Source organism: Pseudarthrobacter polychromogenes (genome assembly GCF_014644495.1).
GTDB lineage: Bacteria > Actinomycetota > Actinomycetes > Actinomycetales > Micrococcaceae > Arthrobacter > Arthrobacter polychromogenes.
On sequence record NZ_BMKU01000002.1, the window covers coordinates 452985 to 478421 of the forward strand.

The following is a 25437-nucleotide window of genomic DNA, read 5'->3' on the forward strand; positions in this document are numbered from 1 at the left end:
CCATGGACACAACCCTCGCAGAAACCACCGAGCCGGCCTTCCGCACGCTGAGCGGGCTCCGCTTTTCCAAGGGGCACGGCACCGGCAATGACTTCGTCCTGGTGGCTGATCCCGAGGGCGTCCACACCATCACTGCCGAAGCCGTGGCCGCCCTGTGCGACCGGCACCGGGGGATCGGCGGGGACGGGCTCATCCGGGCGGTCCCGTCGCGCTTCCTCCCGGAGGGCCGCGAACTGCTCGCCGCCGCCCCTGACGCTGAGTGGTTCATGGACTACCGCAACGGCGACGGCTCGCTGTCCGAAATGTGCGGCAACGGCGTCCGCGTGTTCGTCCATTTCCTCCGGACCGAGGGCCTGATCGAACTGCCCGACGGCGGCGCCCTGGCCATCGGAACCCGCGCCGGGGTCAAGACCGTGGTGCGCACGGGCGACGACTATGCCGTGGACATGGGGCCGTGGGAGTTCATCTTCCCCGGGGAAGCTACGGCCAAGGCCATGGATTCACTGGTGACCGCCGAGGGCCTGGAGGTTCCCCGCCCCGCCCTCTCCGTCAGCATGGGCAACCCGCACACCGTTGTAGCCCTCGCCGAGCTTTCCGAACTTGCCGGAACCCGCCTGTTCACCGCACCAGTCGTGGACCCCGTACCCGCCAACGGGACCAACGTGGAATTCGTCGTCCCCTCCGAGCCGCTCGTGCACGACGGCATCGGTTCGGTGACAATGCGGGTGCATGAACGCGGCGTGGGGGAGACCCAGTCCTGCGGAACGGGTGCCTGCGCCGCCGCAGTGGCCATCCGCCACTGGGCAGGAGCGGAAGCCCCGGACTCCTGGCGGGTCCACGTCCCCGGAGGCGTCGTGGGAGTAAAGTTCTTCGCTGGTCCCGCAGGCCACGAACACGTGGAGCTCAGCGGTCCGGCAGTTATTGTGGCAACCGGGACGCTTTCCTGACCTTGAGGATCCGGAACGACTTCGACGTCGCTTCCCGGCTCACGCTGAACGATTCGTCCAGCTCAGCTGCAAGCCACCGCTGAAGCGAGTCCGCCCCCAGGTTTTTCTGCACCACCAGCCATGCCGTCCCGCCCGGAGCCAGGCGGGGCAGCCACAGTCTCAGCAGGGAGTGCAGTTCGTCCTTGCCGATCCGGATGGGCGGATTGGACCAGATCGTGTCAAAGCGCAGGTCGGGGTCCACTGCGTCAGGGGTGCTGGCCGTAACGTTGGCCAGGCCCAATGCTGCGGCGTTCTCGTTTGTCAGCGCGATGCAGCGCTCGTTGACATCCACCGCGTAGACCCGGGCGGACGGCGCCTTGAGGGCCATGGTCAGGGCAATCGGACCCCAGCCGCAGCCGATATCCAGAAGGTTTCCCTGCGGCGCCGGCGCGGGCACCTCGGTGAGCAGGATGGCTGTGCCTTTGTCGATCCCGTCAGGGCTGAAGATGCCGGAGGAAGTCTGCAGCCTGCGCGTTTGCCCCGCCAGTTCAACAGTCAGGGGCTTGCGGGTGAAAGGGCCAGCGGGTGTTGCGCTGAAATAATGTGCGGACTCCATAACTGGCCAGAGTAGTTCCCCTTGCAGCGTAAAGGGAAACCGCGGGCAGGGCCCTCTGCTACGCTGGAGGGCATGTTCCTGATCTTCGAGTAACCGGCACGGGCCACGCCCGTCCCGAAGCCTGTCCTCCAGCGGCAGCATGTCCCACCCAGCGACGCAGGTCCTCCGACCCTTCCGCTGCGTGCACCGGGCCAAGCGGATATCCCTTTGTTCCGGTCGCCGGACCACACTCGAAAGTCAGCCTCCTGCTGAACTTATCGCCGTTTTCCGGCTGCCTTTTTCCGCCGCGTAAGTGTACGTGGCACGTCTGCCGGCGCCGCCATCAGCGGCGCCGGCCCAGCAAGCCAGGAGGCTTGGATGACCGCAGGCCGTCAGCCCAGCGCGAATACTTCCCCCACCACCAGCAATCGGCACTATTCTGGAACTGCCGAATCTTCAAAGGAGACCATGACCAGCCAGCCCAACACCGGATCAGATCCAGCCGCCCAGGACATGAGTCCCGAGGAAATCCAGGCTGTCATCGACCGGATTCTCTCCAAGGACGTACCTGCCAGGAACCCCAACACGCAAAGCGGCGATGGGAAGGGCGGCGACGGAAAGGCAGTGTTCGGCAAGGCCCAGGCAATTTCCCGCCTGGACGAAGAACATTCAACGTACGACGGCGACCAGCAGGACCTTGAGGAACGGCGCGCCCTGCGCCGTACCGCAGGACTGTCCACCGAACTGGAAGACGTCACCGAGGTCGAGTACCGCCAGTTGCGCCTTGAACGGGTGGTCCTGGCAGGGCTCTGGTCCGAAGGCACGCTGGCCGACGCCGAGAACTCGCTCCGGGAGCTCGCTGCCCTTGCGGAAACAGCCGGCTCCGAGGTCCTTGACGGACTGGTCCAGCGCCGGGACAAGCCGGACCCCGGAACATTCCTTGGCTCGGGCAAGGCGCTTGAGCTTCGGGACATCGTGATGTCCACCGGCGCGGACACCGTGGTGGTGGATGCCGAGCTTGCACCCTCCCAGCGCCGAGGCCTGGAGGACATCGTCAAGGTCAAGGTCATCGACCGGACAGCCCTGATCCTGGATATTTTCGCCCAGCACGCCAAGAGCCGCGAAGGCAAGGCCCAGGTGGAGCTGGCGCAGCTTGAGTACCTCCTGCCGCGCCTCCGTGGCTGGGGCGATTCGATGTCCCGCCAGGCCGGCGGCCAGGTGGGCGGCGCCGCAGCCGGCATGGGTTCGCGCGGTCCCGGTGAAACGAAAATCGAGCTGGACCGCCGTCGCATCCGCACCCGCATGGCCAAGCTGCGGCGGGAGATCGCCGCGATGAAGCCGGCCCGCGAGACCAAGCGGGCCAACCGCCGTCGTAATTCCGTGCCGTCCGTAGCGATCGCCGGGTACACCAACGCGGGCAAGTCCTCCCTGCTCAACCGCCTGACCGACGCCGGCGTCCTGGTGGAGAACGCCTTGTTCGCCACCCTGGACCCGACTGTCCGCAAGGCGGAAACCGCGGACGGGCTGGGTTACACGCTCGCGGACACCGTTGGCTTTGTCCGCTCCCTGCCGACGCAGCTGGTGGAGGCGTTCCGCTCCACGCTGGAGGAAGTTGCCGACGCCGACCTGATCCTCCACGTGGTGGACGTTTCGCACCCGGACCCTGAGGGCCAGATTGCTGCGGTCCGCAAGGTCTTCAGCGAAGTGGATGCCCGCAAGGTGCCCGAAATCATCGTGCTCAACAAAGCCGACGCCGCTGATCCCTTCGTGGTGGAACGGCTCCGGCAGCGCGAACCGCGGCATGTGGTGGTGTCCGCCCGCACGGGGCAGGGCATCGCGGAACTGCTGAAGGCCATCAGCGACGCCATTCCCAGGCCAAGCGTCAAGCTGGAACTGCTCATCCCCTACGACCGCGGAGACCTGGTCAGTAAACTCCACGAGTCCGACGCCGAGATCATCAGCGTGGACCACGTGGAGCAAGGCACGCGGGCCGTGGTGATGGTCCGTGAAGGCTTTGCGGCCGAACTGGAACCCTTCGTCAGCAATGACTGACCTCGTGGCCAAGGAAGCCACGGAGACGGCTGGCGAGCAGTTCGTGATCGAACTGCTCGACCGGGCCGTTGCCGGCATGGGCGGGCAAAGCCGTGCCGGCCAGCATGAGATGGCCAGGCAGGTGGCCCGTGCCCTGGAAACGGGGGACCACCTCCTGGTCCAAGCAGGCACAGGCACCGGAAAGTCGCTGGCCTACCTAATACCCCTCATCGCGCACGCCCTGGAAAGCAACAAGCCCGCCCTGGTCTCCACGGCCACGCTTGCGCTCCAGACGCAGATCGTGGGCAGGGACCTGCCCCGGCTGCTCAAGGCCATCACTCCCGCGCTGGACAGGCCCGTCAAGGTGGCCCTGGTCAAGGGGCGGTCCAACTACGTCTGCCGGCACAAGCTGGAAGGCGGCTTCCCGAGCGAGGAACCGGCGGAAGGCCAGCTGTTCAGCCTGGGCGAGGACACCAGCGTCCCGCACTTTGCCGCAGCCGTTGGCGGCCCTTCGTCCCAGCTCGGCAAGGAAGTGGTGCGGCTGCGGGAGTGGGCGGAGAAGACCGCCACGGGGGACCGGGATGAGCTCCTGCCGGGCGTCACGGACCGTGCCTGGCGCCAGGTGTCCGTGACGTCCATGGAGTGCCTGGGCGCCCAAAAGTGCCCCATGGCAGCAGAGTGCTTCAGTGAACTCGCCCGCCAGGACGCTGCTGAGGCCGATGTTGTGGTCACGAACCACGCCATGCTTGCAGTCAGCGCCTTTGAGGGGCTGGCGGTCCTGCCCGAGTATGACGTGGTGGTGGTGGATGAGGCGCACGAACTCCAGGACAGGGTTACCGGTGCGGTGTCCGGCCAGCTGTCGGTGGCCATGGTGCACGCCGCTGCCTCCGGCGCCCGCAAGCACACCGCCATCACCGTTGACGCGCTCAACGCCGCGGCCGCCAACCTGGAGCTTGCCCTCGCCGGCGTGCCGAACGGGCTGCTGCCCAACGGACTGAATGACGAACAGCTGGACTGTGTGGACCAGTTGCGCGACGCCTGCCGGGCCGCCCTCTCGGATTCGAAGGGGGACAGTACTACAGCGCCCGACGGCGGCAGGCAGCTTGCGCGGTCCCGCCTGATGCTCATCCTGGAACTTTGCGAACGGCTCCTCGCTGCCCGGGAGAACCGCGAAGTAGTGTGGTTTTCCCGCGCCAGCTCCTTTGATCCCGCGCAAGGGTTCTCCCCGCCTGATGAGACAGCGCCGGCGTTGATCAACATTGCGCCCCTCTCCGTGGCCGGGCGGCTGCGGGAAGGCCTGTTCGCCGGACACACTGTTGTGCTGACCTCCGCCACACTGGCCATCGGTTCAGCATTTGAACCTGCCGCCGGCGGACTGGGCCTCGTGGGTGAGGGTGCTCCCCAATGGAAGGGCGTGGACGTGGGCTCGCCGTTCGACTACCCCAAACAGGGCATCCTCTATGTGGCAGGGCACCTGCCGAAGCCCGGCAGGGGCTCATCCCCGGAAGCGCTGGACGAACTCGAGGCGCTGATCCGTGCTTCCGGCGGCGGCGCACTGTGCCTGTTTTCTTCCCGGCGTGCCGCGGAGGAGGCCGCCGAGGCCCTGCGCCCAAAGCTGGACATGACGGTCCTGTGCCAGGGCGACTCCACCATGACGGCACTGGTGAAGCAGTTTGCGGACGAGCCCGACACCTGCCTGTTCGGAACCATGTCCCTGTGGCAGGGCGTGGATGTCCCGGGCGGTTCGTGCCGGCTTGTGGTGATAGACCGGATTCCTTTTCCGCGGCCGGACGATCCCCTGATGACGGCGCGCTCCCGTGCCGTGGCGCAGGCCGGCGGAAACGGCTTTATGTCGGTGTCGGCCACCCATGCCGCCATCCGGCTCGCGCAGGGCGCAGGCCGGCTGATCCGCTCCACCGGGGACAAGGGAGTGGTGGCGGTCCTTGACTCCAGGCTCGCCACGGAGCGCTACGCCGGGTTCCTTCGGGGAGCGCTGCCGCCGTTTTGGTCTACAACGGACCGGAAGACGGCAATCGCGGCACTGGAGAGGCTGGCCGGGGAAAACACCTGACGCCCTGGGCAGGGCTGGGCCTCCAGGAAGCCGGCCCTGTGCAGGGCCGGCTTGCCCAAGGGGGATCCGGCCAGCGCACTGCGCAGGGCCGGATGTGCCCTGGGCTAATGGGGCTGTGGGCTGGTTCTGCCTGGGCCAGTAGCGGGCGGTTACAGCGAGCGGAGGACTGACACGACCTTGCCCATGATGGTGGCGTGGTCCCCGAGGATGGGCTCGTACTGGGTGTTCTGGGGGAGCAGCCAGGTGTGGCCGTCGCGCTGCCGGAACGTTTTCACGGTGGCCTCGTCGTCGAGGAGGGCAGCGACGATGTCGCCGTTGGCTGCGTCCGCCTGGCGGCGGACCACCACCCAGTCGCCATCACAAATGGCTGCATCCACCATGGAATCCCCGGCCACCCTGAGCATAAACAGTTCGCCCTGGCCCACCAGCTGCCGGGGGAGCGGCATAACGTCCTCCACCTGCTGGTCGGCAAGGATGGGGCCACCAGCGGCGATGCGGCCCACGAGTGGGACCATCGCGGTGTCCAGGGCCGTGGGCAACTCCGTGACGGTGGCCCCGCCTGCGGAGATTCCTGCTGATGGCTGGCTGGCCGGCTTGGCCGCGCCGCCGTCCAGGGTCAGGGGCATGAGGACTTCCATGGCGCGCGGACGCTTAGGGTCACGGCGGAGGTAGCCGAGTTTCTCCAGCTGGGCCAACTGGTGCGTGACGCTTGAAAGGCTGGCCAGTCCCACAGTGTCACCGATCTCCCGCATGGACGGGGGGTAACCGTTCTCATTGACGGAGCGCTGGATGGTTTCGAGGATCTTTTTTTGCCGTGGCGTCAGGCCCTTGGCGGTCCTCTTCGGTTGCGCGGTTGCCCTGCCCCCGGCGGCTGCTGCTGCCATATTCGCCAATGCCTTTCGGTGTCCGCGGGGCCCCTTCCACGGCCAGGCCCTGGAGGATCCCGCCCCATAATGTCAGACCCTGCTGATCGACTGTCCGGGTGGTTGTTCTTTTGTTCAAAACTAGGCCAGCCACACTGCTTTTTCAAACATTTGTTCTAGCGAGTCTCGACAATGTTCGTTGATAGGTGCTAAAAATGAAGAAGCAAAGTTCGAACATATGTTCTACTGCGAACACGGGCCATTCGAAGATGGCGCCGGAAAGCCCCTGCCGGGGCGCGGAGCAGAACATCCGGGCAGCACAGTATGGTCCAGGAGGGCTCAGTTCATGTCAGCTACATCTGTTTCGCGGGGTTCACGTCCACAGCTGCACTCAGTGCAGCAACTTCTGTCCCGGCCTGAAGGGCGGCAGCCGGAACGGCCGGCAGCCCTTCCGCCCCTGCGGCTGACCCGCCGCGGCCGCATCGTGCTGATCGGGATTCCCCTGGTGCTGCTGGCCGCCCTGCTGCTCTCCCTGGCCGGCTTCTTCAACTCCCCGGCGAAAGCCTCCGACTCTGCTGCGAACCTAGAAACGACGTCCGCGGTCAGCGTGACGGTCCAGCCCGGCCAGTCGCTGTGGGGCATCGCGGCCACCGTGGCGCCGGAGCGCGATGCACGTGATGTTGTGGCGGATATCGTGCAGCTGAACAACCTGTCCGCAGGCACGGTCTTCCCGGGGCAGCAGCTGTTCGTACCCGCCGCTTGATTTGGCACATGCCGAGGGCGAACAGGATGCCGTCACATTTTCCGGCACCCGGCACGGGCACTAAACTGTTCAGGTGAATGACCAGCTAGAACGCCTGAACCGGCTTCCCCTCCGCAGCAACCTCCGCGGGCTTACCCCTTATGGTGCGCCACAGCTGGACGTCCCCATCCTCCTCAACGTCAACGAGAATACACATGGTGTTCCGGCGGACGTGCGGGCTGCCATCAGCGCGGCGGTGTCCGAGGCCGCCGCAGGACTGAACCGCTACCCGGACCGGGAGTTCACGGAACTGCGGAAAGCGCTGGCGGAATACCTGGGCCACGGATTGGACGAGACCAACCTCTGGGCCGCCAACGGCTCCAACGAGGTGCTCCAGCAGATCCTCCAGGCCTTCGGCGGCCCCGGACGCACAGCGCTCGGCTTTCCGCCCACGTACTCCATGTACCCGCTGCTGGCCAGCGGAACGGACACCGAATACATCGTCGGTGAGCGCGCCGAGGGCTACGGCCTCAGCGCCGAATCCGCGGCGCGGCAGGTCAAGGAACTGCAGCCCAACATCGTGTTCCTCTGCTCACCCAACAACCCCACGGGGACGGGACTGGGGCTGGACGTCGTGGAGGCCGTCTATGAGGCCGGTGAAGCAACCCAGACCATCGTCATTGTGGATGAGGCCTACCACGAGTTCGCACACGACGGGACGCCCAGTGCACTGACGTTGCTGCCCGGCCGGGAGCGGCTGATCGTGTCCAGGACCATGAGCAAGGCCTTCGCGCTGGCAGGAGCCCGCCTGGGCTACATGGCTGCAGCACCCGAAGTTGCCGATGCGCTGCGCCTGGTCCGGCTGCCGTACCACCTCTCTGCCATCACGCAGGCCACCGCACTGGCTGCCCTCCAGCACCGTGAGGCGCTGATGGCGGATGTGGAAGACATCAAGAGGCAGCGGGACCGCATCGTGTCGGAGCTGACGCGCATGGGCCTCAAACCTGCGGCGTCCGACTCCAACTACGTCTTTTTCGGCGGACTGGAGAACCCGCACCGGGTCTGGCAGCAACTGCTGGATGCGGGCGTACTGATCCGGGACGTGGGGATTCCGGGCCATCTTCGCGTCACGGCCGGAACTGAGACCGAAACCACAGCCTTCCTCGCATCCCTGGAAAGCATCCTTGCAAGCCAGGCCACGCTTCCCGCCTAGACTGGAAGCAGCGGCGCTGGACGCCCTGAACCACCCCTTCTGCCCAAAAGGACCCAACGCATGAGTACCACCGGATCGAACGTGGCTGCGGCCCGCACTGCGCGCATGGAACGTGCCACCAGTGAGTCGTCCGTGCTCGTGGAAATCAACCTGGACGGCACCGGCACCTCGGACATCGACACGTCGGTACCGTTCTACGACCACATGCTCACGGCGCTGTGCAAGCACTCGCTGATCGACATGACCGTCAAAGCCACAGGCGACATCCACATCGACGTCCACCACACGGTGGAGGACGTCGCCATCACCTTCGGAGAGGTGCTGCGCACCGCGCTGGGGAACAAAGCCGGCATCCGCCGGTTTGGCGAGGCCACCGTCCCCCTTGACGAGGCCCTGGCCCACGCCGTCGTCGATGTTTCCGGGCGTCCCTACCTGGTGCACGGCGGCGAGCCCGCAGGCCAGGAATACCACCTGATCGGCGGCCACTTCACCGGGTCACTTACCCGCCACGTATTCGAGGCCATCACGCTGCACGCGGGCATCTGCCTCCACATGAACGTCATCGCAGGCCGCGATCCGCACCACATCGTCGAGGCCCAGTTCAAGGCGTTCGCGCGGGCGCTCCGTGCTGCTGTGGAACCGGATCCCCGTGTTGAGGGGATCCCCTCCACCAAGGGTGCGCTGTGAGCGGCCAGGTCCTGCGGGACGGTGCCATCGTGGATCCCTCGGCCTCCCGGAAACTGCCCTCGCCCGAGGGCAAGCCCACCGTCACGGTCCTGGATTACGGCTCCGGGAACGTCCGCTCCGCTGTGCGGGCGCTGGAACGGGCCGGTGCAGAAGTCATCCTGAGCTCAAAGCCGGAGGACGTCCTGAACGCCGACGGCCTTGTGGTCCCCGGAGTCGGAGCCTTCGAAACCGTGATGCGCGAGCTCAAAGCCGTGGACGGCATCCGCCTCATTGGCAGGCGGGTGGCCGGCGGGCGGCCGGTCCTGGGCATCTGCGTGGGCCTCCAGGTGCTCTTTGAGGCTGGAGTGGAGCATGGCACCGAAGCTAAAGGCATGGGTGAATGGCCCGGCAAGGTGGAACTCCTGCCGGCCGACGTGGTGCCACACATGGGCTGGAACACCGTCAAGGTGCCCGAAGGGTCGAAGCTGTTTGCCGGCGTCGAAAACGAGCGGTTCTACTTTGTGCACTCCTATGGGGTCCAGGAATGGACCTTCGATGTCATCCAGCCACGGATGGCAGCGCCCCTGGTCACCTGGTCCGAGCACGGCGCTCCGTTCATTGCCGCCGTCGAGAACGGCCCGCTCTGCGCCACGCAGTTCCACCCGGAGAAATCCGGTGATGCGGGCGCGCGCCTGCTCCACAACTGGGTGGAAGCCCTCCGCAGGCCCGCTGACGGCGGCCAGTCCGACAGCAGCCAGTCGGACAGCACGCAGGCCAACAATACTTCGGCCCACGGCGGGGCGCCGGTTTCGGAAGAGGGCTCCGCCTAGATGTGGTCCGTTCTCCTGATGGGGCTTGCCGGCGTGCTCGTCGGCGGTGCACTGTCTTTCAGGCAGCAGCACAAGCCGCTCTGGACCCAGATTTCGTTTTATGTTCTTGCGGGCATGTCGCTGCTCGCCGCCTACCTGCTGACGCTGCCGGGCAACTGACCGCGGCAGGCCATCCTGCCCCCACCCTGAGGATTCACCATGACCACTTCAACTGACCTTCCCGTTCTCGAACTGCTGCCCGCCGTCGACGTCGTCAACGGCCAGGCCGTCCGGCTGGTGCAGGGCGAAGCGGGCAGTGAGACCAGCTACGGGACCCCGCTCGAAGCGGCACTCAACTGGCAGGAGCAGGGAGCTGAATGGGTTCACCTCGTGGACCTGGATGCAGCCTTCGGGCGGGGCTCAAACGCGGAGCTGCTCCGCGAAGTTGTGGGCCGGCTGGACATCAAGGTGGAACTGTCCGGCGGGCTTCGTGACGATGCGACCCTCGAAGCGGCGCTGGATCTGGGCGTTGCCCGCGTGAACCTGGGAACCGCCGCGCTGGAAAACCCCGAATGGACCCGCCGTGCCATCGAGCGCTTTGGTGACAAAATCGCCGTCGGACTCGACGTCCGCGGAACCACGCTGGCCGGCCGCGGCTGGACGAAGGAAGGCGGAGACCTCTGGGAGGTCCTGGGCCGCCTCGAGGAAGCCGGCTGCAGCCGCTACGTGGTCACGGACGTAACAAAGGACGGCACGCTGCAGGGGCCCAACGTGGAACTCCTCCGCCAGATGGTGGAGAAAACGGGCAAGCCCGTTGTCGCCTCCGGAGGCATCTCCAGCCTCGACGACCTCAAGGTCCTGCGTTCGCTTGTGCCGCTGGGCGTTGAAGGGGCGATCGTGGGCAAGGCCCTCTACGCCGGCGCCTTTACGCTGCCCGAAGCCCTCGACGTTGCCGGCCGCCGCTAAGGGCGCACGCCGGCATGGCCAGCAACGAATCAGGCACTCCGTCACCCCGCCAGTTGCCGGGGCATATCGCTGCGGCGCTGGCAGGTGCCGGCGGCTCCACGGACTCCGCAGGGCAGCCCTGGGCGGGCCGGAGCCTGGCCGGCGACGACGCCAGGATCCACAACTTCGAGAACGACGACGGGACGGCCAGCGCTGACTACCTTGCCGCCATAGCGGCACTCCGGGACGGAACCGGGGACGAGGCGGCCGTCGTCGCCTCGCTGGCCACCGCACGGGTGTTCATCCCGATCGTGGCCCAGCTCGCGGAGGAAGCGGAAGGCCAGAACGGCCTGCAGGCCGACAAGCAGGCCGACATGGCACTGGTAACGCTCAAAGCCGCTGACGGGAGGACAGCAATGCCCGCCTTCACCTCCACAGCGGCCCTGTCCGCCTGGCATCCCGGAGCCAGACCCGTTGCCGTGTACGCCGCACGCGCCGCGCTCTCTGCCGTCGCCGAAGGCGCAGAGCTCCTGGTTCTTGATCCGGGCTCTGCCTTCACGTTCGTGGTGCGGCGCCCTGCCGTGTGGGCTCTGGCCCAGCAGCAGCAGTGGACGCCTTCATACAGAGACCAGGGACTCGCTGCCGAGATGGGCAGGGCGGCCGCCGGTTTTCCCGCCGTCCGGAACCTCGAATTGGTACCAGGCAGGGGAGTGGCCGCCCGTGCCGCCGACGGGACCGTGGCAGCAGGCGGCGGCGCCGGGCCGGAACTGCAGGTGGTGCTTTACCTGGAGGACGGGCTGGATGCCGCGGGGGTCCAGGAGCTGGTGGCCGGACTCCAGGCCCAATGGTCCCGGAATGTATTGTTTGGGGAGCGCGTCGACTCGATCGACATCAAGTTGAGGCGTGCAGACCACTAGCCGGCAGCCAGCGGGGTGATCCCCAGCCACTGCGGCAGACCTAAGGATCACTCCGTGAATTTCGCTCTCTACCGGGAGTTGCTCGCCGTCCGGCCTATCCGCCGGCTGTTGCTGGTGGGCATGGTTGCCCGCATTCCCCACTCCGCTGCCGGGGTGCTGTTGACCCTGCACATCGTCCTGAGCCTGGACCAGGGGTACGCCGCCGCGGGCGCTGCCGCGGCCGTCATGACCATCGGCATTGCCGTGGGTGCACCTTGGCGCGGCAGGCGGGTTGACACCGTGGGCCTCCGGACAGCACTCATTCCCTCCGTCATCTCGGAAGCGGTCATCTGGTCCGTTGTTCCGCACGTGTCCTACCAGTGGCTCCTTCCGTTGGTGTTTGTGGGCGGCCTGCTCACGCTTCCCATTTTCAGCGTGGTGCGCCAGTCCCTGGGCGTGCTGGCCGACGGCGACCAGCGCCGTACCGCCTTCGCCCTCGACGCGATTACCACTGAGGTGGTGTTCATGATCGGTCCCGCTGCAGGCGCCATCGTTGCCACCAGCGGCTTCACGGTGCTGGGCCTCACCATAGTGGGAGTTTCCACCTCACTGGCCGGGCTGTTCCTGATGTGGTTCAACCCGCCCACCCGAAGCCCGGTGCAGGACGAGGAATGCAGCGCCGATGAGCGCCACGCCGCCGAGGCCGCCGTGGTATCCGCCGCCCCTGCCCACCTGCAGGAGGCTGCGGCTGAACTGGTACCTGCGGGCGCAACACGCAGCGGGCCGGGCCTGCGCGGCAAGGTAGCCCACAACTTCGCCTGGTTCACCGCCACCGTGGCGGCCGTCTTTGCCGTGGCGGCAGGGGCGGGCATGGTGCTGAGCGGGACCGACGTCGGCATTGTCGCCGCCCTGGAAACGGGGGGACGCCAGGCGGAAATCGGCATCGTCTTCCTCTTCTGGTGTGCCGCGTCCGTGGTGGGAGGCCTGATCTACGGGGCCATGCACCGCCCGGTCTCGCCCATCCTCCTGCTGCTCGGAATGGCTGCACTGACAATCCCGATGGGTTTCGCGCATGATACGTGGGCGCTGGCGTTCACAGCGATCCTGCCAGGACTTCTCTGCGCGCCCGTGCTGTCCTCCGCGTCGGAAAAAGTTGCGGACCTGGTGGCTGAGGAGCGCCGCGGGGAGGCCATGGGCTGGTACGGCTCGGCACTGACCGGCGGCGTGGCTCTGGGTGCACCGCTCGCGGGTGTCTTCATCGACGGCACGGGCCCATCCGGAGGCTTCGTTTCGGTGGGTGTTGCCGGCGTCGCGCTTTGCTTCGCAGGCCTTATCCTCCAGCAGCGCCGCCGGGGCAGAATCAAAGCCCAGTAATTCCCAACCCACTAGGCGGAGTTTTTGTCCAGATATGCAGGCTTCCGAGGCGCTAAAGCCTGCATATCTGGACAAAAACTCCATTAAAAGCGCGACGGCGGGACGAGCCGTGAAGGCCGTCCCGCCGTCGTCAAGTGATTGGGCTGGTTCTTTCCTAGTTCACTGCCCCGGTGTACTTCTCGCCCGGGCCCTTGCCCGGGGCATCGGGGATCAAAGACTCTTCGCGGAACGCCAGCTGCAGGGACCGCAGTCCGTCACGCAAGGGTCCGGCATGCTGGGAACCGATCTCCGGGGCGGCGGCGGTCACCAGGCCGGCCAGGGCGGTGATCAGTTTCCGGGCCTCGTCCAGGTCCTTCAGTTCTTCCGCGTTGTCCTCGGCCGCGAGCCCCAGCTTCACTGCGGCTGCACTCATCAGGTGGACGGCGGCTGTGGTGATGACCTCGATCGCCGGCACTTCGGAAATGTCGCGGATGTGCTGCGAGACGTCGCCGGCGGCACCTGCCTCATCCGCCGCAGGCTCGAAAACGTATGAATTACTGTCTGGGGTGCTCATACTGGTAAGCTTGACACAGACCGACTGGATGTCGTTATTTCAGAGATTGTTCGAAACGATCAGGGTTCCCACCGGCGCTGCACAGCGTTGACGGGAATTTTTTCTGTAAGATGGCATGCAGTTTGCAAGCGGAGTTCTCTCCCACCCGCGCCAGCCGCTGTTCCAACCTTTTGGAACTCAAGGTTGCCGGGTACCTGGTTGGGCATGGCGCCGGCATGAGCCGGAACTGTGTGCGCAGTCCCTTTCGCGGGACCTGCATCCGATCTTTTAGAGGCCTTCGATTGCTCCGGCAATTGGGGGCCTTCTCTATTTGCCGGATTCCACAACAAAAACAGGAGCTTTAACATTAGCGAGCCAAGAATCAATGAGCGTATCCGCGTCCCCGAGGTGCGGCTGGTCGGCCCTGCAGGTGAACAGGTAGGAATCGTCCGTATTGAGGATGCCCTGCGTCTGGCTGCCGAGTCCGACCTTGATCTCGTTGAAGTTGCACCTCAGGCGAAGCCTCCGGTGTGCAAGCTGATGGACTTCGGCAAGTACAAGTACGAGGCCGCGGTTAAGGCACGTGAAGCACGGAAGAACCAGACGAACACCGTTCTGAAGGAAATCCGCTTCCGCCTGAAGATCGATACCCACGACTACGAGACCAAGCGCGGGCACGCACTGCGCTTCCTCGGCGCCGGGGACAAGGTCAAGGCCATGATCCAGTTCCGTGGCCGCGAGCAGCAGCGTCCGGAAATGGGCATCCGCCTGCTCCAGCGCTTCGCCGACGACGTTGCGGAAGTTGGCGTTGTTGAGTCCAGCCCCCGCATCGACGGCCGCAACATGGTCATGGTGGTTGGCCCGCTGAAGAACAAGGCGGAGGCCAAGGCCGAAGCCCGCCGCGCTACGCAGCGAGCCGAGGCAAAGGCGGAGAACGAAGCCAAGGCTTCCGGCCGCGTTGACACCTCCGGCGATGATCAGGCGCCCCTGACCCAGTCACTCGCGGATCTGCTCCCGGAGGGGTTCGCCATCAACACCGAGCCGGAAGCCGAAGCGCCTGTGCAGGAGCCGGCCGCCGTCGTCGAACCCGCTGCTCCGAAGCAGGAGGCCCCCAAAGCCGCCGAGGCACCCAAGCAGGAAGCCCCCAAGGCCGAAGCCCCGAAACAGGAGGCCCCCAAGGCCACCGCTCCGAAGGCGGCTGCTGCTCCCAAGGCAGCAGAGCCCAAGGCGGCACCGGCACCGAAGGCCGCAGCGGCGAAGCCTGCTGCTGCTCCGGCCGCCGCGCCGAAGCCCGCAGCAGTGCCTGCTCCGCCGAAGCCGGTGGCCAGGCCCGCTGCACCGAAGCCTGCCGCACGGCCCGCCCCCAAGGCAGCGCCCAAGCCGGCCGGCAAGAAGACCACTTAGTCCACAGCTGCCGGAGGTCGCCCTCCGGCTGTCAGCAACCAGCACGCCGCCCTGAGGGGCAGCTGCGCGATAGAGCTGCAGGCCCAGCCTGCGGAACGTAAGGAGATCGGTTCCCATGCCGAAGATGAAGACCCACAGTGGTGCCAAGAAGCGCTTCAAGCTGACTGGCAGCGGCAAGCTGCGCCGCCAGCAGGCCAACCGCCGCCACTACCTCGAGCACAAGTCCTCCAGGCTGACCCGCCGCCTCGCCGGCGACAAGATCGTCTTCAAGGGCGACGCCAAGGTCATCCGGAAGATGCTCGGCATCTAGTTTCCAAGTTCTTTGACTGACCACCACCTGGTGTAAGTCACCTACCAAAAAGCCTTCTCAGGCCGCCGGGACTACCGGCAGTAGATGCTTGGGAGCAGAATTTTCGAAGGAGTACGCACGTGGCACGTGTGAAGAGGGCGGTCAACGCCCACAAGAAGCGCCGGGTTATCCTTGAACGCGCAAAGGGCTACCGTGGACAGCGTTCACGCTTGTACCGCAAAGCCAAAGAGCAGCTGCTGCACTCGTTTGTGTACAGCTACGGCGACCGCAAGAAGAAGAAGGGCGACTTCCGCCGCCTGTGGATCCAGCGCATCAACGCTGCGTCCCGCGCCAACGGACTCACCTACAACCGCCTGATCCAGGGCCTGAAGGCCGCTGAGGTTGAGGTTGACCGCCGCATGCTGGCCGAACTGGCCGTTTCCGACGCCAACGCTTTCGCAGCGCTGGTCAAGGTTGCCAAGGATTCCCTGCCTGCCGACACCTCCGCCAAGAAGGCTGTTGCCTAGCAACCGGCTGTTCCCGTCAGGGACAGTTCAAGAACCGGTGGCAGCAGCCACTAAAGTTCTTGTATGAACGAAACCGGGCGCCCGCAAGATTTTCCACTGTCCAATCCCCGAGCTGATCGGGTGAAGGACGTGGCAAAACTTGCCGGGCGCCCGGCCCGTTTAAAGCGCGGACAGTTCCTTGCCGAAGGACCCCAGGCCGTGCGCGAAGCGCTCCGGCTCCATCAGCAGCGGGTGGCCGATGGCCAGCAAGGCGTGGTCACCGAAGTGTTCGCCAGTGAAAGCTGCCTGGACCGGCATCCGGAATTCGAGGAACTGTCCCAGGGAGTCAATGCCCGCCTTGCCACCGACGAGGTCCTGGCTGCCATGGCGGACACCGTCAACCCGCAGGGGATCGTCGCCGTCTGCCGTTTCCTTGACGTGACGCTGCAGGAAGTGCTCGACGCCGGCCCCCGCCTGGTTGCCGTGCTCTGCCAGGTCCGCGACCCCGGCAACGCCGGTACGGTCCTGCGCGCGGCCGACTCGGCCGGAGCCGACGCCGTTATACTGACGGCCTCCAGCGTTGACATCTACAACCCCAAGGCCGTCAGGTCCACAGCAGGCTCGCTGTTCCACCTTCCTGTGGTGCTGGGCGCGGACATTGACGAACTTGCGGCCGCCTGCCGTGCCAGGGGGATCGGCGTCCTGGCAGCGGACGGCTATGGGACCCTCAACCTGGACACCCTGCAGGACGAGAACGCCCGGCGCCGGCTGACCGGCGAAGGTCCGGCATCCGAGTACGCCCTGGAGCAGCCAACCGCCTGGCTGTTCGGCAATGAGGCCCAGGGCTTGTCCCCGGAGGAGCTCGCGCTGGCGGACCACCGGGTTGCCGTGCCGGTGTATGGCTCCGCGGAAAGCCTCAACCTGGGGACAGCGGCTACGGTCTGCCTCTATGCCAGCGCGCGCTCCCAGCACCTCCCGGTCACGGCCTAGCATTGGACGCCCCGGCTGCCTCTGCCTCAGGCGGTGGGCGCGCGTCAGAGAGGCGGGATTAAACATTGAAGGGCTCCGGTTCACCGGAGCCCTTGCTTGTTGATGTTGTTCCTGGGAGCGGGTCAGGGTGCGCGGGTGGCCTTGCCGCGACCGGTGACAGCTCCGTAGATGCCGGCCACAACCAGGCCGCCGACGATAGCGAGAATCCAGGTGCCGAGGTCGAAGAAGGCAAGATCGCCCCTGTTGAACAGGAGGCTTCCGATCCAGCCGCCGACGATGGCGCCAACGACGCCCAGCACCAGGCTGGTTACCCAGCCGCCGCCAACCCGGCCGGGCATGACAGCCTTAACAATGGCCCCTACGATGAGGCCCAGAATAATCCAAGCAAGAAAACCCATGTCTCCTCCTTATAGTGACCGGGATCTTAAGGTCCCGATGTGGCTCAAGCTAACATACGGGCGCCCTGAAGTCAGCAGGCCTCCAGGCAGTTGACCCGGTAGGCCGGCGGGCAGGGCGGCCGGGTGCCGGGACACGAGTGAATCATCACTCCGGGGATCAGGCGGCCAGCGGCCTCTTCCGCTCCAGCAGTCCGCTGGTGATCGCGACGCCGAGCCCCAGCAGGGCGAGGACGGCACCTACCAATGCGGGGGCTGTGTAGCCCCAGCCCAAGGCGATCACCAGTCCGCCCAGGAATGCCCCGAGGGCGTTGGCGACGTTCAGCGCCGCATGGTTCAGCGATGATGCGAGGGAAGGGGCATCCGGGGACGCGTCCAGGAGCCGGGTTTGCAGTGCGGGGATCAGCATGGACCCGGAAGCACCCACCACGAACACCATGACAAATGCGGACCACGGCCATTGGACGGCCACGGCGTACACCACCAGGGCAACGGCGATGCCGGGCAGCACCTTGTAGAGGGTGCCCATCACGGACCTGTCCGCAATCCGGCCGCCCACGATGTTGCCGGCCACCATCCCCAGCCCGTACAGCGCCACTACCAGGGGAATCAGTGAGGACGGAATGCCCGCCACCATGGTCATGGTGTGGGCAATGTAGGTGTAGGTGGCAAAGAAGCCGCCAAAGCCCACGATTCCGATCAGAATGGCCAGCCACACCTGCAGGCGTTTGAGCGCGCCCAGTTCGCGCCGGATGCTCGCATCCGGGTGGGCCTTGTGGAACGGGACGAACTTCCATATCAGGGCAAGGGTCAGCAGGCCGATCAGTCCCACCAGGATAAAGAGGAGTCGCCAGCCGTAGGTCTGTCCCATCCAGGTGGCAAACGGAACTCCCACCACATTGGAAATGCTCAGGCCGGCCATCACCATTGAAATGGCCCAGCCGCGCCGCGTGGGTGGCACCAGCGAGGCGGCGATGACTGCTGCCACCCCGAAAAATGCGCCGTGCGGCAGGCCGGCGGCGAAGCGCGAAAGCAGCATTGTTCCGTAATCCGGGGCCAGGAATGACGCCAGGTTGGCCACCGTGAAGAACATCATCAGTCCGAGAGCCAGGTGCTTGCGGGGGAGTTTGGCACCTACTGCGGCCAGCAGCGGGGCTCCCACCACGACTCCCAGGGCGTAGGCGGATATGAGGTGGCCTGCTTCCGGCGTGGAAACTCCAAGGCCCTGCTCTACTTCCCTTAGCAGGCCCATCATGGTGAACTCCGTGACCCCGATGCCAACACCTCCCATGGCAAGGGCGACGATGGCCATGGCCACGTTGGTGGATCGGGCGGGGGCTGCCGTGGACGTTTGGAGGACGCTGCTCATAAGCCTGCTTTTCGAAGGATGAAAGTGGTGGTGGACTAGTGCCACGGCAGTGGGGCTGATGAAGTCCGGACCCTGCAAACAACCCGGAAAAGGGAATCAGTATTCCCGTGGCGTGAGGATATTTGCAGCTGGTCCTTTCATTGTCCCCCATAGAATGGGGCGGTGAACGGACAGATACAGGTGGTAGGCGGGGCCGTCGTGGACAGCCTGGCGGAACCCTCCATGCTGCTGGTGGCGCGGCGCAGCGCTCCGGAGCAGTTGGCAGGACTCTGGGAGTTCCCAGGCGGCAAAGTGGAACCCGGCGAGGAGCCGGAGGCGGCGCTGGCCCGCGAACTGCTTGAGGAGCTGGGGATAGGGGTCCGGCTCGGCGCTGAACTCCCCTCGCAGGTTCCGGGCGGCTGGCCACTAAACCACCGGGCCAGCATGCGGGTGTGGTTTGCGGAAATTTCCGATGGGCAGCCGAAGCCACTGGAGGACCACGATGAACTTCGGTGGGTGGCGCTGGAGAACCACAGCTGCGTCCTGGACCTGCCGTGGATTCCCGCCGACTTCCCGATAGTGCGGGCCCTGCTTGGCGCCGTCGCCGTCAAGGCAGAAGGCGCACGGTCCTAGAAGAGCGTTGCCTGTCCCTCAAAAGCTGCCTTCTTTCCGTACAGTGCCTGGCCGGGTGCTGCCGCCTGGGGGATGATGCCTGCGGGATATTCGGCTTCCTCACCCCGGGGATCGTCCTCAAGATCCCTGTGGCTGAAGCCGGACGTGTTGGTAAACCCGTGGCGGGCTTTGAAGTACCGGACTTTGCCCGCAAGCCACGAGCGGTATTCCTTGGACGCGTACGAACCTGTCCCGTAGAGCCGCCGGTAGCGGCCCGCCAGCCCGGGATGGTTGGCGGCAATCCACTTCATGAACCACTCCCTGGTCCCCGGCTTGATGTACAGGGCTCCGGCCGTGACGCCGGTTGCGCCCGCAGCCGCCAAGGACGCAAACAGCGCGTCAAGGGCCTCATCGCTGTCCGAAAGCCACGGAAGGATGGGCATGGCCATGACACCGCAGGGCAGGCCGGCTTCACGAAGGCGGGAAACGAGCTTGAGGCGCGCCCGGGGTCCGGGCGTTCCAGGTTCAATGGCCTCGGACAGGGCTTCGTCTGTCATGGCCAGGGAAATGCCAATGCCCACAGGCACCTCGGCGGCCGCGCTCTTGAGCAGGGGAATGTCGCGGGCAAGCAGGGTCCCCTTGGTAAGGATGGACAGGGGAGTGCCGGACTCGGCAAGTGCGGTGATGATGCCGGGCATGAGCTGGTAGCGGCCCTCAGCCCGCTGGTAAGGATCCGTGTTGGTACCCAAGGCAACCTGCGGACGCGTCCACGATGGCTTAGCCAGTTCCTTCCGGAGGACCTCGGCAGCGTTGACTTTCACCACCACCTGGCTGTCAAAGTCCAGCCCGGCGTCAAAATCAAGGTAGGTGTGGCTCTTGCGGGCAAAGCAATACACGCAGGCGTGGCTGCAGCCCCGGTAGGGGTTGATGGTCCACTCAAAGGGCATCCGTGAACCGGCAGGCACCTTGTTGAGCACCGATTTAGCGGTGACCTCATGGAAGGTGATGCCAGCGAACTCGGGGGTCGTGATGGAGCGGACCAGGCCGGCCAGGGGAAGCAATGCGGGGGATGGGGTTGGCGCAGCCGTCTCCGCTGGCCGGGGCATCAGTGCTTGTGCGTCCCATCTCATGCCGTCCATTCGAATCTATGTTCGAATAAAAGTCAAGCATGGAGTGCAGAAGCCGGCTGGTCCCCAGCACGGGGTACACCTAGGTGCCGGCCAGGAGTTCCCACTCCACGGTTACTGCCGCGTCCACCACGGAATTGCCGGCCTCCACGCTGAGGGATTCAACGGCAGCAGCCCGCTGCATCCGGGGCAGCGGCACCGGGCCGCGGGCCGGTCCGTCCTCCGTTACGGAAAGCACCCGTCCCAGCCGGGCAGAGGCAAGCTGCGCGTACTGCGTGGCGGTGCTGAGGGCGTCCAGCCAGGCGGCCTCCCGGGCGCGTGCCCGCACAGCCGCGTCATCGCTGAAGGTGAGTTCCACGCCGTTCAGCCGGACATCGTTTCCGCCCGCCTCAACTGCTTCCGAGATGACGGCTGAGGCGGAACCCAGGTCCCGCAGCTTCACAGTGAGGGTGCTGACTGCCACGTATCCGGTGACCCGCTGTCCTTCGCCTTCCCGCCAGGCGAGGTCCGCGCGGACGTTGAGGCCCGACGTGCGGATGTCGGAATCGGCCACCCCATGCCTGCGGAAGGAGGCCGTCACGGCGTCTGAGCCCGTTCCGGCCCGCGCGTAGGCTTGCCCGACCGAATCGGCCCGGCACTCCACCCCGATCGAAACCACCGCAAGGTCAGGCGCAGCTTCCGCCGAGCCCGCTCCCGACACTCGGACCGTGCCGGAAGAAGCGCTGCCGCGGGTGGCACCGCGACCGGCTTCATCGGCGTTGTACGCAGTGGCCATGGGTTAAACCTCCACTTCTGACGGGCGGCGGCGCGGAGGCCGGCGCCGGGTTCCGACTGCCGGGTATCCGCCGGCCTCAAGGCCGGCGTGGCGCTCGAAGATGTTGCGCGTCCCCGGGTTGCCGGAGCGCACCAGCGACCAGCCTGCGGCAAGGAAATACAGGGGAAGAAACGGCGCGCCCAGGCACCAGGCGTACTGCGTACAGTGCTTCTCCTCGTGGCCCAGCAGGGCCGGGCGGGACAATAACTCGGCGGCGGTGCACCGGCACAACACCACGTTGCCCAGGGTAAAAGCTCCGGCGAAAGGCAGCCGCGGCCTGTACCCGGACGCAAGGATCAGTCCACGGGGGCCGCTGCTGATCCGGGTGCGCGCGGCAAGGGCCACGGCCACGCCAAGGACAGTGCTGCCGTTGGCCAGGTTCGCTGCCTGCCGCAGTCTCTGCGCAGCGGTGAGGCGCTTCTGGGCTCCCGGGCGCCGCGGAACTGTCATGAGGCTATGGTAGCCGGAGCCTTCAATTAGACTGGAGGGCAGTGGCCGCCGGCTCAACCGGTGTGCCCTGACCTGGTCATTGAATGAACCGGAATGCACAGTTGGCATTGGGGACATTCATCCATGACCTGCCAGTGACGGACGCGCCGCCGGGAAACCGTGCAGGGCTGCCCCGTTCACCGGCAGCCACGACTCGTAGCTAAGAACAGTAGATGACTGAAACTTTGCCGGGCGCCGCCATCCCGAACCCCACGGATGAAGCCGCCATCACTGCCGCTGTAGACCAGGCCGTCGCCGCCATTGCCGGCGCGGGCACCCTTGATGAGCTGAAGGCGGTGCGGCTCGCCCATACCGGCGAGAAGTCCCCGCTCAGCCTCGCCAACCGTGAGATAGGCAAGCTGCCCAAGGAACAGAAGGCCCTTGCCGGAAAGCTGATGGGCGCATCTCGCGGACGGGTCAACAAGGCGCTCGCCGACCGCACGGCAGAGCTGGAAGCGGAAAACGACGCCCGCATCCTCCTGGAAGAGACCGTGGACGTCACCGCCGCGCCGCGCCGCCGTCGTGCCGGTGCACGGCACCCGCTCTCCACGCTCCAGGACCGCGTGGCGGACATTTTTGTGGGCATGGGCTGGGAAATCGCCGAGGGGCCGGAAGTCGAATCGGAATGGTTCAACTTCGACGCCCTGAACTTCAAGCCGGACCACCCCGCCCGCGAAATGCAGGACACCTTCTTCGTGGAACCGCCCGAAGCGCACCTGCTGATGCGCACGCACACCTCGCCGGTGCAGGTCCGCTCCATGCTCGAACGCGAGCTGCCTATCTACGTGCTGTGCCCGGGCAAGGTATTCCGCACTGATGAGCTGGACGCCACCCACACTCCCGTGTTCCACCAGTTCGAAGGCCTCGCCATCGACAAGCACCTGAGCATGGCGGACCTCCGCGGCACGCTCGAGCACTTCGCACGGCAGATGTTCGGCGACGAAGCCCAGATCCGGCTGCGTCCCAACTACTTCCCGTTCACGGAACCGTCAGCGGAGCTGGACATCTGGCACCCCGGCGCCAAGGGCGGCCCGCGCTGGATCGAGTGGGGCGGATGCGGCATGGTCAACCCCAGTGTGCTCCGGGCAGCCGGCATCGATCCGGACGTGTATTCAGGTTTTGCCTTCGGCATGGGCATTGAGCGCACCCTTATGTTCCGCAACGAAGTGGGGGACATGCGCGACATGATCGAAGGCGATGTACGTTTCAGCGAGCACTTCGGGATGGAGATCTAACAGTGCGTATCCCACTTTCCTGGCTGCGTGAATTCGCAGAGGTACCTGCCGGAGCAACGGCAGAAGACGTCATGACCGAGCTGGTCAAGGTCGGTTTTGAAGAAGAGGACGTCCACCGCCCCACGGACACCCTGCAGGGGCCCATCGTGGTTGGCCAGGTCCTGAGCCTGGTCAAGGAGCCCCAGACGAATGGCAAGACCATCAACTGGTGCCAGGTCCGGGTGGTTCCTGAAGGCCAGGATCAGACCCTCACCGGTGACGGCATTGACCCCTCCGGCGTGCAGGGCATCATCTGCGGCGCCCACAACTTCGTTGAGGGCGACAAGGTGGTGGTTACCCTGCCGGGCGCCGTGCTGCCGGGCAACTTCCACATCTCTGCCCGGAAGACCTACGGGCACCTGTCAGCAGGCATGATCGCCTCCGTCCGCGAACTCGGCATCGGCGAGGACCACGACGGCATCCTGGTGCTGTCCCGCATCGGGCTGGATCCGGAAATCGGCACTGATGCGATGGAGCTCCTGGGCCTCTACGACCAGGCTGCCGAGATCAACGTGACGCCGGACCGCGGCTACGCGTTCTCCATCCGCGGGGTTGCCCGCGAGTACGCCCACGCCACGGGAACCACCTTCACGGACCCCGCGTCCCGCGTTACCGCTCCTGCGGAGCTTTCCGGCGGTTACGGCGTCAAGATCAATGACGATGCCCCCATCTACGGGAAGCCCGGATGTGACAGGTTTGTAGCCCGCACCGTCCGCGGCGTGGACGCCACAAAGCCCACGCCGCCGTGGATGGTTTCCCGGCTGCGCCTTGCCGGCATCCGTTCCATCTCCCTGCCGGTGGATATTTCCAACTACGTGATGCTGGAACTCGGCCAGCCGACGCACTGCTACGACAAGGACACGCTGTCCGGGGACATCGTGGTGCGCCGGGCCCTGGCCGGTGAGAAGATCACCACCCTGGATGGCAAGGAACGCGCCCTCGACGCCGAGGATCTGCTGATCACGGACGCCTCCGGACCGATCGGCATCGCCGGGGTGATGGGCGGCGCCGCAACAGAGGTGGGGGATTCGACGTCGACCGTTCTGGTTGAAGCTGCGCACTTCGACGAGGTGTCCATTGCCCGTTCCCGGCGCCGCCACAAGCTGCCGTCTGAAGCGTCCAAGCGGTTTGAGCGCGGCGTGGACTGGCACGTGGCCGGCATCGCCGCCCAGCGGGTGGTTGACCTGCTCGTCGAGCTGGCCGGTGGAACGGCGGACCAGGCCGGTACCGATGTGGGGAACGCCCCGGGCTCCGTCAGCATCGAACTTCCGCAGGCCTTCGCTGCCGCCCGCATCGGCATCGACTTCACCGAAGAGCAGATCGTCACGTCCCTGGAGGACCTTGGCGCCGCGGTGGAAAAGAACGACGGCGGCTGGACCGTTACGGCCCCCAGCTGGCGGAACGATCTGGAAACCAAGGAGGACCTCTCCGAGGAGATTGCCCGGCTGGTGGGCTACGACAAGATTCCCGCCACGCTTCCGGTAGCGCCTCCCGGTCGCGGCCTGACGCGGGTGCAGCAACAGCGCCGCCGCCTGATCCAGGCGCTGGCGGATGCAGGCCTCACCGAAGTCCTGTCCTACCCCTTCGTGTCCAAGTCGGCCAATGACACATTCGGTGTAGCCGAACAAGGGGCGGACCGGACCGCGGTCAAGCTGGCGAACCCGATCAGCGAAGAGCAAGGCTTCCTGCGCACGTCCATCCTGCCGGGGCTCATCGAGGTGGCCAAGCGGAACCATTCGCGCGGTTTCCGCGACCTGGCACTCTTCGAATCAGGCCTGGTGTTCCTGCCCGGCGGCACGGTGGGCACTGCCTCCATCCCGCCGCTAGGGGTCAAGCCCTCCGATGAGGTGCTGGACGGACTGTACGACGGCGTCCCGGCGCAGCCGTTCCACTTCGCCGCAGTGCTCACGGGACATGATTCCCCGGCAGCGGCCGGCCATGCGCCGCGGCCCTGGGACTGGGCTGACGCGCTGGACCTTGCCCGTGTGGCCGGGGACGTGCTGGGAGTGGAGGTCCTGGTCAGCCAGGGCAGCCACCAGGCATTCCATCCCGGCCGGGCAGCACGGTTGTCACTCCGCAACGGGGAGGTGGTGGGCTACGCCGGTGAGCTGCACCCCAAGCTGCTGGCGGCATCCGACATGCCCGCACGCTCGGTGGCACTGGAGCTCAACGCCGACGCGCTGTTCGACGCTGCGCCGGACGTGATCGTGGCGCGCCACATCTCCACCTTCCCCGTAGCCACCCAGGATGTGGCGCTGGTGGTTCCTGCTGAAGTCCCCGCCGCCGACGTCCTGGCGGCCCTGCGCGAAGGTGCCGGGGAACTGCTGGAAGATGTGGCGCTTTTCGATGTCTATGCAGGCAAGGGCATCGAGGAAGGGAAGAAGTCACTCGCTTTCGGGCTTCGGTTCCGCGCCAACGACCGGACCCTCACGGCGGACGAGGCATCAGCCGCACGGGAAAGCGCGGTGGCACTCGCGGCCGAGCGCTTCGGCGCCGTCCAGCGCTAGCCACAAAAACCCATCAACA

26 protein-coding genes are annotated in these 25437 nt (G+C 66.0%); 18 read left to right on the plus strand and 8 right to left on the minus strand.

Annotation, left to right across the window (positions count from 1 at the left end; genetic code table 11):
• The first annotated feature begins 2 nt into the window (after positions 1 to 2).
• Positions 3 to 947 carry a diaminopimelate epimerase gene (gene dapF, locus IEX43_RS05300; RefSeq protein WP_188809382.1) on the plus strand — a complete coding sequence of 315 codons (945 nt, stop codon included), beginning with the start codon at positions 3 to 5 and terminating at the stop codon, positions 945 to 947.
• On the opposite strand, the gene IEX43_RS05305 is transcribed toward dapF, so the two are convergent.
• Positions 919 to 1542 (minus strand): class I SAM-dependent methyltransferase, encoded by a 624-nt coding sequence (locus tag IEX43_RS05305; RefSeq protein WP_188809383.1) that lies wholly within the window; start codon positions 1540 to 1542, stop codon positions 919 to 921. The two genes, dapF and IEX43_RS05305, sit on opposite strands and share 29 nt — an antisense overlap.
• 447 nt (positions 1543 to 1989) lie before the next feature.
• Between IEX43_RS05305 and hflX the strand changes: the two genes are divergently transcribed.
• Positions 1990 to 3573, plus strand: coding sequence for a GTPase HflX (gene hflX, locus IEX43_RS05310; protein WP_188809384.1), 1584 nt, complete (start codon positions 1990 to 1992; stop codon positions 3571 to 3573).
• The gene (locus IEX43_RS05315) at positions 3566 to 5623 is read left to right on the plus strand and encodes an ATP-dependent DNA helicase (protein WP_188809385.1); all 2058 of its coding nucleotides are present in this window, start codon (positions 3566 to 3568) and stop codon (positions 5621 to 5623) included. The genes hflX and IEX43_RS05315 overlap by 8 nt, the downstream gene beginning before the upstream one ends.
• Positions 5624 to 5772: 149 nt before the next feature.
• On the opposite strand, the gene lexA is transcribed toward IEX43_RS05315, so the two are convergent.
• Entirely contained in the window at positions 5773 to 6507 is a 735-nt protein-coding gene (gene lexA, locus IEX43_RS05320; protein ID WP_188809386.1) for a transcriptional repressor LexA, read from the minus strand.
• Positions 6508 to 6832: 325 nt separating this feature from the next.
• On the opposite strand from lexA, the gene IEX43_RS05325 reads away from it, so the two are divergent.
• The 8 genes from IEX43_RS05325 (at position 6833) to IEX43_RS05360 (ending at position 13131) form a co-directional block, all read left to right on the plus strand.
• Positions 6833 to 7249, plus strand: a complete 417-nt coding sequence (locus tag IEX43_RS05325) for a LysM peptidoglycan-binding domain-containing protein (protein ID WP_188809387.1) — start codon at positions 6833 to 6835, stop codon at positions 7247 to 7249.
• 73 nt (positions 7250 to 7322) lie between these two features.
• Positions 7323 to 8441 carry a histidinol-phosphate transaminase gene (locus IEX43_RS05330; protein ID WP_188809388.1) on the plus strand — a complete coding sequence of 373 codons (1119 nt, stop codon included), beginning with the start codon at positions 7323 to 7325 and terminating at the stop codon, positions 8439 to 8441.
• Positions 8442 to 8501: 60 nt separating this feature from the next.
• Positions 8502 to 9128, plus strand: coding sequence for an imidazoleglycerol-phosphate dehydratase HisB (gene hisB, locus IEX43_RS05335; RefSeq protein ID WP_066274905.1), 627 nt, complete (start codon positions 8502 to 8504; stop codon positions 9126 to 9128).
• Positions 9125 to 9937, plus strand: coding sequence for an imidazole glycerol phosphate synthase subunit HisH (hisH, locus tag IEX43_RS05340; RefSeq protein ID WP_229666315.1), 813 nt, complete (start codon positions 9125 to 9127; stop codon positions 9935 to 9937). The genes hisB and hisH overlap by 4 nt, the downstream gene beginning before the upstream one ends.
• Positions 9938 to 10096, plus strand: coding sequence for a hypothetical protein (locus tag IEX43_RS05345; protein ID WP_181038237.1), 159 nt, complete (start codon positions 9938 to 9940; stop codon positions 10094 to 10096).
• A 39-nt stretch (positions 10097 to 10135) separates the two neighbouring features.
• The gene (gene priA / locus IEX43_RS05350; protein ID WP_188809389.1) at positions 10136 to 10882 is read left to right on the plus strand and encodes a bifunctional 1-(5-phosphoribosyl)-5-((5-phosphoribosylamino)methylideneamino)imidazole-4-carboxamide isomerase/phosphoribosylanthranilate isomerase PriA; all 747 of its coding nucleotides are present in this window, start codon (positions 10136 to 10138) and stop codon (positions 10880 to 10882) included.
• 14 nt (positions 10883 to 10896) lie between these two features.
• On the plus strand, positions 10897 to 11778 hold the full coding sequence (locus IEX43_RS05355) for an SseB family protein (RefSeq protein WP_188809390.1): 882 nt from the start codon (positions 10897 to 10899) through the stop codon (positions 11776 to 11778).
• Positions 11779 to 11832: 54 nt separating this feature from the next.
• Positions 11833 to 13131, plus strand: coding sequence for an MFS transporter (locus IEX43_RS05360; protein WP_188809391.1), 1299 nt, complete (start codon positions 11833 to 11835; stop codon positions 13129 to 13131).
• A 154-nt stretch (positions 13132 to 13285) separates the two neighbouring features.
• On the opposite strand, the gene IEX43_RS05365 is transcribed toward IEX43_RS05360, so the two are convergent.
• On the minus strand, positions 13286 to 13684 hold the full coding sequence (locus IEX43_RS05365; RefSeq protein WP_104189899.1) for a DUF1844 domain-containing protein: 399 nt from the start codon (positions 13682 to 13684) through the stop codon (positions 13286 to 13288).
• 387 nt (positions 13685 to 14071) lie between these two features.
• On the opposite strand from IEX43_RS05365, the gene infC reads away from it, so the two are divergent.
• From infC to IEX43_RS05385, 4 genes are all read left to right on the plus strand, one after another.
• Positions 14072 to 15067 carry a translation initiation factor IF-3 gene (infC, locus tag IEX43_RS05370; protein WP_229666316.1) on the plus strand — a complete coding sequence of 332 codons (996 nt, stop codon included), beginning with the start codon at positions 14072 to 14074 and terminating at the stop codon, positions 15065 to 15067.
• A 115-nt stretch (positions 15068 to 15182) separates the two neighbouring features.
• Positions 15183 to 15377 carry a 50S ribosomal protein L35 gene (rpmI, locus tag IEX43_RS05375; protein ID WP_009358635.1) on the plus strand — a complete coding sequence of 65 codons (195 nt, stop codon included), beginning with the start codon at positions 15183 to 15185 and terminating at the stop codon, positions 15375 to 15377.
• A gap of 119 nt (positions 15378 to 15496) precedes the next feature.
• The gene (gene rplT, locus IEX43_RS05380; RefSeq protein ID WP_013600575.1) at positions 15497 to 15883 is read left to right on the plus strand and encodes a 50S ribosomal protein L20; all 387 of its coding nucleotides are present in this window, start codon (positions 15497 to 15499) and stop codon (positions 15881 to 15883) included.
• 63 nt (positions 15884 to 15946) lie between these two features.
• Positions 15947 to 16852 (plus strand): TrmH family RNA methyltransferase, encoded by a 906-nt coding sequence (locus IEX43_RS05385; protein WP_188809392.1) that lies wholly within the window; start codon positions 15947 to 15949, stop codon positions 16850 to 16852.
• Between the two features lie 122 nt (positions 16853 to 16974).
• On the opposite strand, the gene IEX43_RS05390 is transcribed toward IEX43_RS05385, so the two are convergent.
• Together IEX43_RS05390 and IEX43_RS05395 are read right to left on the minus strand one after the other, a co-directional pair.
• Positions 16975 to 17250, minus strand: coding sequence for a GlsB/YeaQ/YmgE family stress response membrane protein (locus tag IEX43_RS05390; RefSeq protein WP_188809393.1), 276 nt, complete (start codon positions 17248 to 17250; stop codon positions 16975 to 16977).
• 157 nt (positions 17251 to 17407) lie between these two features.
• The gene (locus IEX43_RS05395; RefSeq protein WP_188809394.1) at positions 17408 to 18616 is read right to left on the minus strand and encodes an MFS transporter; all 1209 of its coding nucleotides are present in this window, start codon (positions 18614 to 18616) and stop codon (positions 17408 to 17410) included.
• Between the two features lie 162 nt (positions 18617 to 18778).
• Between IEX43_RS05395 and IEX43_RS05400 the strand changes: the two genes are divergently transcribed.
• Positions 18779 to 19228, plus strand: a complete 450-nt coding sequence (locus IEX43_RS05400) for a (deoxy)nucleoside triphosphate pyrophosphohydrolase (RefSeq protein WP_188809395.1) — start codon at positions 18779 to 18781, stop codon at positions 19226 to 19228.
• On the opposite strand, the gene IEX43_RS05405 is transcribed toward IEX43_RS05400, so the two are convergent.
• The 3 genes from IEX43_RS05405 to IEX43_RS05415 all read right to left on the minus strand — a co-directional run bounded on the left by IEX43_RS05405 (position 19225) and on the right by IEX43_RS05415 (position 21598).
• A complete protein-coding gene (locus tag IEX43_RS05405) occupies positions 19225 to 20337 on the minus strand; it encodes an Rv2578c family radical SAM protein (RefSeq protein WP_188809396.1) in 1113 nt (370 codons plus the stop codon). The two genes, IEX43_RS05400 and IEX43_RS05405, sit on opposite strands and share 4 nt — an antisense overlap.
• A gap of 79 nt (positions 20338 to 20416) precedes the next feature.
• Positions 20417 to 21109: an SIMPL domain-containing protein gene (locus tag IEX43_RS05410; protein WP_188809397.1), complete on the minus strand. Its 693-nt coding sequence runs from the start codon at positions 21107 to 21109 to the stop codon at positions 20417 to 20419.
• A gap of 3 nt (positions 21110 to 21112) precedes the next feature.
• Complete coding sequence (locus tag IEX43_RS05415) at positions 21113 to 21598, minus strand: hypothetical protein (protein ID WP_188809398.1); 486 nt, start codon at positions 21596 to 21598, stop codon at positions 21113 to 21115.
• Positions 21599 to 21810: 212 nt separating this feature from the next.
• Between IEX43_RS05415 and pheS the strand changes: the two genes are divergently transcribed.
• Together pheS and pheT are read left to right on the plus strand one after the other, a co-directional pair.
• Positions 21811 to 22872 (plus strand): phenylalanine--tRNA ligase subunit alpha, encoded by a 1062-nt coding sequence (pheS, locus tag IEX43_RS05420; RefSeq protein WP_188809399.1) that lies wholly within the window; start codon positions 21811 to 21813, stop codon positions 22870 to 22872.
• Positions 22873 to 22874: 2 nt separating this feature from the next.
• Positions 22875 to 25418 carry a phenylalanine--tRNA ligase subunit beta gene (gene pheT, locus IEX43_RS05425; RefSeq protein WP_188809400.1) on the plus strand — a complete coding sequence of 848 codons (2544 nt, stop codon included), beginning with the start codon at positions 22875 to 22877 and terminating at the stop codon, positions 25416 to 25418.
• Positions 25419 to 25437: the final 19 nt, after the last annotated feature.